We start from the raw sequence: 12,464 nt of genomic DNA, 5'->3' as shown, positions 1-12,464 counted from the left end.
GGGCTCACTCAGGCGACGGCGGCGTCGTCCGGCTCGGGATAGACGCCACGCAGCACGACGTCGAAATGCTCTTTCACCGCCTCGTTGCAGCGACAGGCGCGCAGCCGCAGCTTGTCGGGATCGTCGACGATCAGCGCGCCGCGGCGGGTGGTGAGGATGCCCTCCTGCCGAAATGCCTGCAACACGCGGCTGGTGTAGCTGCGCCCGACACCGAGCATCGCCGCGAGCTGGTCGTGGGTGAGCGGCACCAGGTTTTCTCCGGTCCGGTCCATCGCGGCCGCGATCCATTTCGCGGTGCGCTGCTCGATCGAGTGAATCGCGTTGCACGCGGTCGATTGGAACATCTGAGCCATCAGGCAGTCGGCGTAGCGTGCGAACATGTTCTTGAAGCTCGGCGAGCGATCCTTGGCGGATTGGATGTTGACGATCGGGACGCGAACGAAAGGACCGTCGAATTTCACCACGATCAGGCAATAGGCCGGCAGAAAGCCCAGGCTGACGATGCCGCCGACGGCTCCTTCACGCCCCACCAGCACCGTTTCGACGTTGCGGCCGTCGCCATCGGTGACTTCATAAGAGACCAAGCTCGGGCCGCACGGGAAATAGGCGCTGCCGACATGATCGCCCGGCCGATACAGCAATTCTCCCGCAGCCTTGGTCTCGCACCTCACATGCGGCCGGATCAGCTCGTAGTCCTGGGCGCTCAGAGCTCGCAATAAATTGTTGTTCGGTCTTCCCGAAGACGACGGCATCGGCTGTTCCTGTGTCCACTAGTGAACGGAACAATCAATGCGCCATCGCTAAGTTGGTTCCGGCGCCAAGCGAGGCAAGCGTGGATGCGCTGTCTCCCGCCTCGGCCGGCGGACGGCTGGTTCCTCGGCTTACCGCACAGGCTCTTTCGATTTGGCACTCGGGGTTTCATCATCATCGACGGTCTCGTCCTTTCGCCGCTCGTCCTCGGCTGAGCGGACCGCGACACGCCGCCGCAGATCGGCTACCCGAGGCGGACGCCGCCATGTCGAATGACGTTGACCTTACGTCCTGCGATCGCGAGCCGATTCACATCCCCGGGCGAATCCAGCCACACGGCTGCCTGCTGGCCTGCGACGCGCAGGCGATCCGGATCACCCGGACCTCGGAAAACGCCGGTACGTTGTTGGGCCGCGAAACGCCGCGGGTCGGAGAGCGGCTTGCCGATTACTTCGGTGAAACGGACGCCCACACGCTGCGCAACGCGCTGGCGCAGGCGACGGACCCGAAACGCCCCGCGCTGATCTTCGGCTGGCGCGACCGGACGACGGGGCGGACGTTCGACGTCTCATTGCACCAGCACGACGGCACCTCGATCATCGAATTCGAACCCGCGGCCGCCGATCAGGCCGACAACCCGCTGCGGCTGACGCGGCAGATCATCGCGCGTACCAAGGAGCTGAAGTCGCTCGACGAGATGGCGGCGCGGGTGCCCCGCTATCTGCAGGCGATGCTCGGATATCATCGCGTGATGATGTATCGGTTCGCAGTCGACGGCTCCGGCAAGGTGATCGGCGAAGCCAGGCGACGCGACCTCGAGAGCTTTCTCGGCCAGCACTTCCCGGCCTCCGATATCCCCCAGCAGGCCCGGCTGCTGTATCTGAAGAATGCCATCCGGGTGATCTCGGACTCGAGCGGCGCGAGCAGCCGGATCGTTCCGGAGCTCGACGCCTCCGGTGCGGCGCTCGACCTGTCGTTTGCGCACCTGCGAAGCGTGTCACCCGTTCATCTCGAATATCTGCGCAACATGGGCGTCAGTGCCTCGATGTCGCTCTCGATCATCATCGACGGCGCGCTGTGGGGGCTGATCGCCTGCCATCACTACGAACCGCGTATCGTGCCGATGGCGCAGCGTGTCGCCGCCGAAATGTTCGCCGACTTCTTCTCGCTGCATTTCACCGCAGTCCACCACCAGCGCCGGTTCCAGGCCTCACTGCGTACCCGCCGGACACTCGACGAGCTGACCAGCCAGATGTCTTTCGACGCATCGGTCGACGATTTTCTGCGCGACAACCTGAGACGCATCGCCGACCTGATCCCGAGCGACGGCGTCGGCCTGTGGATGAACGGCGTCTGGGCCGCGCACGGCTCGACTCCGCCGGCGGAGGCGCTGCCTGCGATCATGCAGCTTCTCACCGGTCGTGCCGGCAGCGAGATCGTCGCGACGCACGCGCTCTCGGATCGCATCGTAGCAGCATCGGACTACGCCCAGGCCGCCGCCGGGATGCTGGCAATTCCGTTGTCTCAGACCGCCCGCGACTATCTGCTGTTCTTCCGCAAGGAACAGGTCCAGACGCTGGATTGGGCGGGCGACCCGAACAAGACCTACGATACCGGCCCGCTCGGCGACCGGCTCACCCCGCGCAGCAGCTTTGCGATCTGGAAGGAACAGGTCGAGGGCCAATCGATCCCGTGGAGCGGCGACGACCGCGACACCGCCGCGACGATCCAGGTCGGGTTGCGCGAGGTGCTGTTACGACAGAGCGAGATCCTCTCGGCAGAGCGCAAGAAGGCCGAGGTGCGGCAGCGGGTCTTGAACGAGGAATTGAATCACCGGGTCAAGAACATCCTGGCGCTGATCAAATCGCTGGTGAACCAGCCGGTCGACGACGGCCGGTCTCTGGAGGAATTCGCCGGCGCCTTGCGCGGGCGGATCATGGCGCTGTCTTTCGCGCACGATCAGGTGGTGCGGTCGGACGGCGGCGGTGCCCTGCTCGATCTGATCCACGCGGAATTGTCACCCTATCCGGCAGCGCAGATCGCGCTCGACGGTCCCGATGTCGGGCTCGATGCCCGAGCCTATTCGGTGCTGGCGCTGGTGCTGCACGAACTGGCGACCAACGCGGCGAAATACGGCGCGCTGTCGCGCTCCGCGGGACGCCTGAACGTCGCCTGGACCGTGCATGACGACGGGCGCTGCGAGATCGCGTGGACCGAAAGCCACGGCCCCGCGGTCCGGCCGCCGACCCGGCAAGGCTTCGGAACGGTGCTGCTCAGCCGCAGCATCCCGTTCGATCTCGGAGGAACGAGCGAAGTCGACTACGCGCCGGGCGGCGTCGTTGCCAGGCTGTGCATCCCCGCCAAATTCGTCACCGCGACGCTGCAACGGCCGTCGAGCCCACCCGTCGGCGGTCGGGCGACCGAGACCGGCGACCTGAACATCGCTGCAGCCTCGATCCTGCTGGTGGAGGATCAGTTGGTGATCGCGCTCGACGCCGAGGAAATGCTCGGCGCGATCGGGGCGAAGTCGGTGATCTCGGTGGCGTCTGCCGAGGAGGCACTGCTGACGATTGCTCAGGCGCCGCCGACGCTGGCAATCCTCGACGTCAATCTCGGCGCCGGCAGTTCGCTTCCGGTGGCCGACGAACTCGAACGCCTCGGCATCCCGTTTATCTTCGCCACCGGCTACGGCGACACCGCGATGATCCCGGGGCGTTTGCGCGACCTGCCGATCGTGCGCAAACCCTATTCGATCGAGTCGCTTCGGGCAGCGCTCGCGGTGGTCCTCAATGGCGGCGGCTGAATGACCCCAGCCAATCAGCCGATGCCGACACCGAGCAGCCGATCGGCCAATTCGCGATCGGCCCTGAACTCGGCCGCCCGGCCGCGCCAGACGATACGGCCGCGCTCGACAACCAGCACATCGTCGGCGAAATCCAGCGCTCGCTCGATCTGCTGCTCGACCAGCACCACCGTCATGTCGCCGCTTTGCGCCAGCTCGACGATCGTCGCCATCAACTGATCGCAGATCACCGGCGCAAGTCCTTCGAGCGGCTCGTCGAGCAGCAGGACACTCGGCTTGCCGAGCAGCGTGCGCGCCAGCGACAGCATCTGCTGCTCGCCGCCGGAGAGCTGCATGCCGCCATGATTGCGGCGCTCGGCGAGCCGCGGAAACATCGCATACACAGACTCGAGCTCGGCCCGCGGCCGGCCCTTGAGACCGGTGAACAGGTTCTCCTCGACGGTGAGCGAACGAAACACGTCGCGAGTCTGCGGTACATAACCGAGCCCGGCGGCGGCGCGGGCGAAGGTTTTCAGGCCGGTGACGTCCCGTTCGCCGATCCGCACCGTCCCACCCTTGTGGGTGGTCAGGCCCATCAACGTCGCCAGCAGCGTGGTCTTGCCGACGCCGTTGCGGCCGAGCACCGTCAGCCGGCCGCCGGCCGGAACGGCGAAGCTAACGTCGCTCAGGATGCTCACCGAGCCGTAGCCGGCGGCGAGTCGTTCGACCTCAAGACGCGCGGCGGGCATCGGCATAGCTTCCCAGATAGGCCGCACGGACGGCGTCGTTTTCTTTCACCTCGGCGGGCGTGCCTTCGAAGATCAGCGCGCCGTTCGCCAGCACCAGCACGCGCCGCGCAAACTTGAACACCAGATCCATGTCGTGCTCGATCATCAGGATCGCGATCTCCGGCGACATCCGGCCGATCGCTTCGAGAATGCGCGGCGACTCGTCGTGCGGCACGCCGGCCGCGGGCTCGTCCAGAACCAGCACCCGCGGCTTCATCGCAAGGCCGATGGCGAGATCGAGCAACCGCTGCTGACCGTAGGCCAGCTTGGTCACCGGCGTCGCCGCCAGATGGCCGATGCCGAGCAGGTTGAGCACGCCCTGCCATTCGTCGCGAACGTCGGCCTTGTTGATGACGGAAGAGAACATCCTTTTGGTCAGGCCGCGGCGCTGCATCACCGCCAGCGCGACATTTTCAGCCACCGTGAGGCTGGTGAACAGCCGCGTCACCTGGAAGGTACGCACCAGCCCGCCGCGGACGCGTTCCGGGATCGAAGCAGTGGTGATGTCCTCGCCAGCCAGCAGGATGCGACCGTCCGATGGCGCCAGGTCTCCGGAAAGCTGATTGACCAGCGTGGTCTTGCCGGCACCGTTCGGGCCGATCAGCGCGACACGGTCGCCGCTCGACAGCGTGAACGAGACGTCGTCGGTGACGCGAAGGCCGCCGAACGATTTCGACAGGCGCTGGACTTCGAGCAAGGCCGTCATCGCGCCGCCCTCGCCTGCCTGAAATCGCCGATCCGGCGCGTGACTTCGTTGACCAGGCCCTTGGGGAAGAACAGCACCACCACGATCAGCAGCACGCCGATCAGGATCATCCAGTGGAACGGGCTGGCGGCCGACACGTAATGGTGGAACAGCTCGAACAGGATCGCGCCGATCAGCGCGCCCCACAGATTGCCGGCGCCGCCGAGGATCAGCATGATCAGCGCTTCGGCCGAACGCTCGAAGCTGACGCTGTCGAGACCGACCACGCCGGTGTTGATCGCCGTCAGCGCGCCGCCGATACCGGCGACGACGCCGGCGACGCAGTACATCACCACCAGCCGCGGATACACCGAGACACCGATCATCCGCGTCCGCAGCGTATCGTCCTTGATGGCGCGGCACATCAGCGCGAAGGGCGAACGCGCGAACCGCAGCAGCAGCACCATGGTGATCAGCAGAACCACCACCGAGAACACGTAGCCGGTGCGGCCGAACATATCGAAATTGAAGATGCCGAACACCGGCCCCGGCGAAATGCCGGCGAGACCGTCGCTGCCGCCGGTGATCGACGACAGCTTGTTGGCGAGCGCCGCGACGAGCTGGCCGAACGCGATCGACAGCACCAGTTGCGGCAGGCCGCGGAAGCGCGTCACCAGCACGCCCGACATCAGCCCGGTCGCGGCGCCGGCGACGGCGCCGATCAGCAGCATCAGGATCGGGTCGGTGACCCCGGCAAGGCAGGCATTGCCGGCCGCGTAGGCGGCGACGCCGAACAGCGCCGCATGGCCGAGCGTGGCAACGCCACAGAAGCCGGTGACGAGATCGAGCGAGATCACCAGGAACGCGAGACCGATGACGCGGATCAGAAAGGCGAGATCGTCGGGAAACACGAACCAGCCGATTGCGCCGAGCGCGGCGATCACCGCCGCGGCGATCAGATCGTTGCGCAGACCGGCGGTCGCGGTCGGTGTGGCGGGCACAGACAAGGTCGCCATCTTAGTGCGCCTTTCCGAACAGGCCGTGGGGGAAGATATAGACGATGACGATCACCGCGACATAGAAGAAGAATTCGCCGAACTCCGGCGCCAGATATTTGCCCGTGGTGTCGGCGAGGCCGAGCAGCAGCGAGGCCGCCATCGCACCGGTGACCGAGCCGGCGCCGCCGACCGAAACCACGACCAGGAACGTCACCATGTAGCGCAACGCGTAGAACGGCTCGACCGGCAGCAGCTCGGCGCCGACCACGCCGCCGAACGCGGCAAGTCCGACAGCCAGCGCGAAGGTCGCCGAATACACGATCTGGGTGCGGATGCCGAGCGCTTCGGCCATATCGCCGTTGTCGACCGCGGCGCGGAGACGCACGCCGAACTCGGTCTTTTCGATCATCAGCCACAGCGCCACCGCGGTGACGACGCCGCAGCCGATCACGAACAGCCGATGTGCCGGGATCATGCGGAAGCCGAGATCGAACGGCCCGCGCAGCGCCTCCGGCAGCGGGATCGGCTTCGAGGTCGGGCCGAAGATATAGTTGGCGATTCCGACGATGAAGAAGGTGATGCCGATCGTCAGCAGGATCTGGGTCAGCTCGTCGGAGCGACGATAGATCCGGCGATACAGCAGGAATTCGAACGGCACCGAGATGATCACGGCGCCGATCACCGCGATCAGGATCGCGATCGGATAGGAGACGCCGAGCGACACCAGAGCGAACGAGGCGAGATAGCCGCCGATCATCGCGAAGGCGCCGTGGGCGAGGTTCACAACCCGCATCAGCCCCATCATGATCGACAGGCCGATCGAGATCGTGAACAGCACCATGCCGTAGGCCAGCGCGTCCGGCAGGATTCCGAGAATCGTCCGCATCAGGTTGCCGCTCGCGCGGACGCTGCCGATATCGATCGATTCAACACAGCCTTCACAACCCGACTCCCGACTCTCGCTTTGACGCCGCTGTCCTAGAGCGCTTCACCAAATGATTGAAGCGCTATCGCCGCTTCCACATTGCACTGAGTCCTCATCCTGAGGAGCCCGGCGATGCCGGGCGTCTCGAAGGATGGGGCAACGCATTGCTGGCGGCCCATGGTTCGAGACGGCGCTTCGCGCCTCCTCACCATGAGGTCGTGCTTGTGGCAGCCGTCCCGATAAGCCAACCCTGATCCTAGGCCCACCTGCCCCGTACTAGTCGACAACAGCCCTCCGCGCCAAGTCACGAACGCAGGCGCGGAGGGCCCAAAGTTTCGGCTTACTGCTTAACCAGTCCCCAGTCGGGCTGCGCCTTGAAGGTCTCGATCTCCTTGTTGATCAGCTTGCCGTCGGCCTTTTCGACCTCGCGGAGATAGACGTTCTGGGTGATGTGCCGGGTCTCCGGATCGATCGAGACCGGGCCGCGCGGGCTGGTCCACTGCATGTTCTTGACCGCCGCGATCGCCTTCTCCGGATCCTGCTTGCCGCCGGTCGCCTCGATCATCTTGTAAATCAGCCGGGCGCCGTCATAGGCGGCGACCGACGTCATGGTGATTTCGTCGAGCTTGGCGCCGCCCTTCTGAAGCTGGGCGAGGAACGCCTTGTTCTCCGGCGATTCATGCGACACCGCGTAGTGATAGGTCGACAGGATGCCGAGGCCGGGTTCGCCGATATTCGGCAGATCGGGCTCGGTGACGACGTCGCCGGTCGACATCAGCTTGACGCCGCCCGCCTTCAGGCCGTTGTCAATATAGGCCTTGACGAAGCCGAGCGTCGGCGGACCGGCCGGCAGGAAGGTGAAGATCATGTCGGCGCCGGAATCCTTGATGCGCTGCATGATCGGGCCGAAGTCGGTGGTCGACAGCGGCATGCGGATCGCCTCGACGACCTTGCCGCCCTCGCCTTCGAAGGTCTTCTTGAACGCGGTTTCGGCGTCGATGCCCGGGCCGTAGTCGCTGACCGCGATCGCGACCTTGGTGGCACCCTTCTGCTTGGCGACCTTGGCGGCCGGCACGGTGTTCTGGAACATCGTGAACGAGGTGCGGACGATGTACGGGCTCTTCTCGGTGATCGACGAGGTCGCGGCGTTCAGCACCACCATCGGCACCTTGGCTTCCTGCAGCAGCGGCGCGACCGCCATCGCGTTCGGCGTGAAATACAGGCCGGCGATATACTGCACCTTCTCCTTGACGATCAGCTCCTGCGCCAGCGCCTTGGACTGCGCCGGATTCGGCGAGACTTCGTCACGATAGACGAACTCGACGGTGTGGCCGCCGACCTTGTTGCCATGCTCGGCGACCCAGGCGTCGATACCCATCTTGTAGTTCTTGCCGAACAGCGCATACGGTCCGGACATGGTGCCGATCACGCCGACCTTGATGGTATCGGCCTGCGCGGCACCGACACTGAACGAAATCGCCGCGGCCGCGCACAGCCACCCAAACTTTTTCACCATCCGTCTCGCTCTCCTCTGCCTGATCCAGTTATTTGCGTTGGGTTATGCTCAGAACATTTCGAAATATTCGCGCTGTTCCCATTCCGTCACCTCGGCCTGGAAGCGCTCGATCTCTGCATTCTTGATGAAGGTATAATAGTCGACGAACTCGTCGCCCAGCGCGGTACGAAAGAATGGATCGTCGCGCAGCGCGAAGATCGCCTCGCGCAGCGATTTCGGCAGCAGGTCCGCCTTGGTTTCGTAAGGCGTATCCGCCGACGGGCCCGGATCGAGCCCGCGGTCGACGCCGTCGAGGCCGGACAGGATCTGCGACGCCATATAGAGATACGGATTGGCGGCCGGCTCGCCGACGCGGTTCTCGATCCGCGTCGCCTTGTCGCCCGGCCCGCCGAGCACCCGCAACATCACCCCACGATTGTCGCGGCCCCAGATCGCCCGATCCGGCGCCAGCGAATACGAGCGATAGCGCTTGTAGCCGTTGATGGTCGGCGTGGTGAACACCGTCGCGGCCCGCGCATGCGTCATTAGGCCGGCCAGATAGTGCCTGCCGAAATCCGATAGCACGTCCGAGTCCGACATGAAGGCGTTGCGGCCGCCGTCGCGCGCCACCAGCGACTGGTGCAGATGCCAGCCCGACGACACCACGTTGGGAATCCGCGGCCGGCACATGAAAGTGGCGTGATAACCGTGACGGCGGCAGATCTGCTTCACCGCGGCGCGGAACAGCACCATCAGGTCGGCCGGCAGCAAGCCGACCGTCGGCTGGAAGGTGAACTCGCACTGGCTCGGGCCGAACTCGACCTCGATCGAACGCAGCGGCAGGCCGAGCGCGACGATGTCGCGGCGGATCAGTTCGAGCACCGGCTCCATCTGATCGTAGCGCTGCTCGGTGAGATACTGATAGCCGTGCGACAGCAGGCTGACCTCCGGCGGCTCGCCGGGCTGGCCGGCATGCTCCGGCCGCATCTTGGAATCTTCGACTTTGAAGACGTGGAATTCGACCTCGAGCCCCGCCTTGTAGTCGTAGCCGCGGTCGGCGAGCTTCTGCAGCACCGAGCGATAGATCCCGCGGGTCGCGAACTGCACCGGGCGGCCGTCGGCGAAATACAGATCGCACAGCACCCAGCCGGTCGTCGGCGCCCACGGCAACACGCGGAACGTGGTCGGGTCGGGCAGCATGACGACGTCGGCGCCGCCCTGCATCTCCGACATACCGAAGCCGCCGCCGGCCTGAAACACCGGAAACACCGTCTTGTGCGAGGTGTCTTTGGCCAGCATCGTGGTGGTGATGGTGGCGCCATTGTCGAGGCAGTTCAGCGCCTCGGACGCCACCAGCGTCTTGCCGCGCAGGATGCCGTGCTGATCGGGAAACGAGAACCGGATGGTTTCGAGCCCCTGCTCTTCGGCGATGCGGCGGACGCGCGCCGCCGCATCGATCTGCTCTTCGGACCACAGCCCGTGCTTCGCTGCCAGGCTGTCGCCCATGGCGTATCGCTGATGCACGTTCATTCTGCGGCCGTCAGATGCGCAACCTTGGCGGCGATCTCGGACGGCACCGGCGCCGCCCAGGGCGCGCCGCGGCGACGCTTGACGTCGACCTCCATCCAATAGGTTTCCCAGCCGCGGCTCGGGCCGATGCCGTCCATCGTCGCCGGTCCCTGGATCGCGCGTGCGCCGGCTTCGTCGAGCGCCAGCAGCGGTTTGGCGCCGGAGGCCGCCTTCTCGATCTCCTGGCGCAGCAGCCGGCGATACTGGATGATCGCCTTGTCGGATTGGCCGAGATGCTCGCGGGTGCGGTCCTGGATCGCGCCCATCGACTCCACCGCCCACTGGTCGTGGACGTTGATGTCCAGCCCCATGCCGGTGTAGGTCGCGGTCGCCTGCTCGTGCGGATCGAAACCGTAATCGTTGGTCTTGTTCTTGCGCGACTTGTAGTCCGGCAGCTCGTAGAGTTCGAGGCGCTGATCGCGCATCTTCTGCTTGTCGACCGGCGCCGCGTAGCTGGTGAAGATCGCGTACCAGTAGCAGTGGGTGTCGTCGACCGGGACGTGCCACTGCGTGATCGTCATCTCGGTGCTCATCGGGATGACGAAGCCGTGCGGGAAGAGCTGATTGGTGACGCGGACGTGGGTGCGCTCGTCGTCGATCTCGCGCAACGCGATCAGCCGCAGGCCGTATTCGGTGTGTTCGACATTGATGATCGGCCGATCGTATTCGCGCAGCACCTTGGTCATCGGCAGATCGCTGCCGGCAGAGGCGCCGCGGAACTGCTTGCCGTAGGCCTGCGAGGTGTCCTCATCCTCGAAGAAGCGGTGCAGGAACGAGGCGTGCGCCGGATCGATACCGACCTCCAGCGCCTGCAGCCAGTTGCACTCCATCAGCCCCTTGAAGGCGAACACGTGGCTGTCGGGCGCCACGAAGCAATCGATCTCCGGAAACGCCGGCGGCTCTCCGGCGCCGAGATAGGCCCAGAGGATGCCTCCCTTGGCGACCACCGGGAACGCGCGTTGCTTGATGTTCTTGCACAGCGGCGAGCCGACCGGCTCGGCAGGGGTGTCGGTGCAATTGCCGTCGACGTCGAACAGCCAGCCGTGGAAGGCGCAGCGCAGCCCGCCGTTCTCCAGCCGCCCGAAGGCGAGATCGGCGCCGCGATGCGGGCAATCGCGATCGATCAGGCCGTAGCGCCCGTTCTCGTCCTTGAACAGCACGAGGTCTTCGCCGAGCAGCCGCACCGGCTTGATCGGCCGCTCACCTTCGAGCTCGTCGACGAGGGCAGCCGGCTGCCAGTACGCGCGCATCAGCTTGCCGCACGGCGTCCCCGGCCCGACCCGGGTGATCAGATCGTTCTGTTCCTGGCTCATCATGGCGTTGGCCTCCTTCGCGCAGCCTCGGGCGGCTGCCTTTTTGTGAGCGCAGAAGCGATCGCGGTCGGCGGGCGCAGCAGCTTGTGGGTGCCATAGCCGCTGACATTGATCCTGACCATCATTCGCTCTGCACAGCAAAACGTTCGATAGACGAACATTCGTTCGTTTAGAATGAAACTGCCTCTAAAGAGCAAGTCGCGCAAGAGCAAATTCTCCGCGATTGCTGCCTATGAGGATGGCACCCGCTCAAAGCATTAGCGAACTTGTGTTCGTATAACGAACAATCGTATAGCTCAGCGCCCATAGGTCGCGGAGACTCGCCATAGGGCTCGCCAGCAACCCCACACTGAAGTACCCACCGATGCCCAAGCTGAAACGCCCCGCCGCCGACGATGCGCCGACCGAGAGCGCCGAGTTCATCGAAAGCCTGTCGCGTGGACTGCGGGTGATCGAGGCCTTCGGCACCGAGAAGCGACCGATGACGCTGAGCGATGTCGCCAAGGCCTGCGATCTGCCGCGCGCGACCGCGCGACGTGTCCTGCTGACGTTGCAGAGCGCCGGCTACGTCAGCAGCGACGACCGGCTGTTCGCGCTGACGCCGCGCGTGCTCGGGCTGGCGTCTGCTTATCTGGCGTCGAACCAGATCAGCGCGGTGCTGCAGCCGCTGATGGATCGGGTGTCGGCCAGCGCCAAGGAAGTTTGCTCGCTGGCGATACTCGACGGCGATGACGCGGTGTTCGTGGCGCGCGCCAGCCCGGCGCGGGTGTTCTCGGCCGGCATCGATCTCGGCTACCGACTGCCGCTGTTCTGCACCTCGGTCGGCCGCGTGCTGCTCAGCCGGCTCGACAACAGCGAGCTAACGGCGACGATCAACGGCATGACGCTGACCAGGCAGACCGAAGAGACCATCACCGACAAGCAGACGGTGATCGCCACCATCATCGCCGATCGCACCAAGGGTTACTCGCTGGTCGACCGCGAAGCCGAGCCCGGCTTCCGCTCGGTCGCGGTGCCGATCCGCCGCTACGACGGCGCCATCGTCGCCGCCGCCAATATCGGCGCTCATGTCGACCGCATCACCACCGGCGAGATGATCGACCGCTTCCTGCCGCTGCTGCAGACGATGGCCGAAGAAGCCAGGCCGCTGATGATGTGA

The 12,464-nt window shown here is 65.3% G+C and carries 10 protein-coding genes; 2 read left to right on the top strand and 8 right to left on the bottom strand.

The features are described 5' to 3' along the window. Nucleotides 1-8 precede the first annotated feature (8 nt). The gene (locus FLL57_RS01175) at nt 9-752 is read right to left on the bottom strand and encodes a Crp/Fnr family transcriptional regulator (RefSeq protein WP_142881917.1); all 744 of its coding nucleotides are present in this window, start codon (nt 750-752) and stop codon (nt 9-11) included. A 263-nt stretch (nt 753-1,015) separates the two neighbouring features. Between FLL57_RS01175 and FLL57_RS01170 the strand changes: the two genes are divergently transcribed. Then, complete coding sequence (locus tag FLL57_RS01170; protein ID WP_142881916.1) at nt 1,016-3,553, top strand: HWE histidine kinase domain-containing protein; 2,538 nt, start codon at nt 1,016-1,018, stop codon at nt 3,551-3,553. A gap of 14 nt (nt 3,554-3,567) precedes the next feature. On the opposite strand, the gene FLL57_RS01165 is transcribed toward FLL57_RS01170, so the two are convergent. The 7 genes from FLL57_RS01165 to FLL57_RS01135 form a co-directional block, all read right to left on the bottom strand. Next, nucleotides 3,568-4,281: an ABC transporter ATP-binding protein gene (locus tag FLL57_RS01165; RefSeq protein ID WP_142881915.1), complete on the bottom strand. Its 714-nt coding sequence runs from the start codon at nt 4,279-4,281 to the stop codon at nt 3,568-3,570. Then, on the bottom strand, nt 4,262-5,026 hold the full coding sequence (locus FLL57_RS01160) for an ABC transporter ATP-binding protein (protein ID WP_142881914.1): 765 nt from the start codon (nt 5,024-5,026) through the stop codon (nt 4,262-4,264). The genes FLL57_RS01165 and FLL57_RS01160 overlap by 20 nt, the downstream gene beginning before the upstream one ends. Then, nucleotides 5,023-6,021 carry a branched-chain amino acid ABC transporter permease gene (locus FLL57_RS01155; RefSeq protein WP_142881913.1) on the bottom strand — a complete coding sequence of 333 codons (999 nt, stop codon included), beginning with the start codon at nt 6,019-6,021 and terminating at the stop codon, nt 5,023-5,025. The genes FLL57_RS01160 and FLL57_RS01155 overlap by 4 nt, the downstream gene beginning before the upstream one ends. Before the next feature lies 1 nt (nt 6,022). Further along, complete coding sequence (locus FLL57_RS01150) at nt 6,023-6,889, bottom strand: branched-chain amino acid ABC transporter permease (RefSeq protein ID WP_013500919.1); 867 nt, start codon at nt 6,887-6,889, stop codon at nt 6,023-6,025. Nucleotides 6,890-7,268: 379 nt separating this feature from the next. Then, complete coding sequence (locus tag FLL57_RS01145) at nt 7,269-8,444, bottom strand: ABC transporter substrate-binding protein (protein WP_013500918.1); 1,176 nt, start codon at nt 8,442-8,444, stop codon at nt 7,269-7,271. Between the two features lie 48 nt (nt 8,445-8,492). Continuing rightward, nucleotides 8,493-9,953 carry a glutamine synthetase family protein gene (locus tag FLL57_RS01140; protein ID WP_142881912.1) on the bottom strand — a complete coding sequence of 487 codons (1,461 nt, stop codon included), beginning with the start codon at nt 9,951-9,953 and terminating at the stop codon, nt 8,493-8,495. Beyond that, nucleotides 9,950-11,308 carry an aromatic ring-hydroxylating dioxygenase subunit alpha gene (locus FLL57_RS01135; RefSeq protein WP_142881911.1) on the bottom strand — a complete coding sequence of 453 codons (1,359 nt, stop codon included), beginning with the start codon at nt 11,306-11,308 and terminating at the stop codon, nt 9,950-9,952. The genes FLL57_RS01140 and FLL57_RS01135 overlap by 4 nt, the downstream gene beginning before the upstream one ends. A 361-nt stretch (nt 11,309-11,669) precedes the next feature. Between FLL57_RS01135 and FLL57_RS01130 the strand changes: the two genes are divergently transcribed. Then, entirely contained in the window at nt 11,670-12,464 is a 795-nt protein-coding gene (locus tag FLL57_RS01130) for an IclR family transcriptional regulator (RefSeq protein ID WP_142881910.1), read from the top strand.

It is taken from the genome of Rhodopseudomonas palustris, assembly GCF_007005445.1.
GTDB lineage: Bacteria > Pseudomonadota > Alphaproteobacteria > Rhizobiales > Xanthobacteraceae > Rhodopseudomonas > Rhodopseudomonas palustris_G.
The sequence above is the reverse complement of the archived record's forward strand: the minus strand, read 5'-3'. Positions and strand labels throughout refer to the sequence as shown.

Excerpts from the sequence above, each read along its gene's own strand:
- FLL57_RS01175 (WP_142881917.1), bottom strand. The coding sequence starts at position 752 with ATGCCGTCGTCTTCGGGAAGACCGAACAACAATTTATTGCGAGCTCTG.
- FLL57_RS01170 (WP_142881916.1), top strand. The coding sequence starts at position 1,016 with ATGTCGAATGACGTTGACCTTACGTCCTGCGATCGCGAGCCGATTCAC.
- FLL57_RS01165 (WP_142881915.1), bottom strand. The coding sequence starts at position 4,281 with ATGCCCGCCGCGCGTCTTGAGGTCGAACGACTCGCCGCCGGCTACGGC.
- FLL57_RS01160 (WP_142881914.1), bottom strand. The coding sequence starts at position 5,026 with ATGACGGCCTTGCTCGAAGTCCAGCGCCTGTCGAAATCGTTCGGCGGC.
- FLL57_RS01155 (WP_142881913.1), bottom strand. The coding sequence starts at position 6,021 with ATGGCGACCTTGTCTGTGCCCGCCACACCGACCGCGACCGCCGGTCTG.
- FLL57_RS01150 (WP_013500919.1), bottom strand. The coding sequence starts at position 6,889 with ATGCGGACGATTCTCGGAATCCTGCCGGACGCGCTGGCCTACGGCATG.
- FLL57_RS01145 (WP_013500918.1), bottom strand. The coding sequence starts at position 8,444 with ATGGTGAAAAAGTTTGGGTGGCTGTGCGCGGCCGCGGCGATTTCGTTC.
- FLL57_RS01140 (WP_142881912.1), bottom strand. The coding sequence starts at position 9,953 with ATGAACGTGCATCAGCGATACGCCATGGGCGACAGCCTGGCAGCGAAG.
- FLL57_RS01135 (WP_142881911.1), bottom strand. The coding sequence starts at position 11,308 with ATGATGAGCCAGGAACAGAACGATCTGATCACCCGGGTCGGGCCGGGG.
- FLL57_RS01130 (WP_142881910.1), top strand. The coding sequence starts at position 11,670 with ATGCCCAAGCTGAAACGCCCCGCCGCCGACGATGCGCCGACCGAGAGC.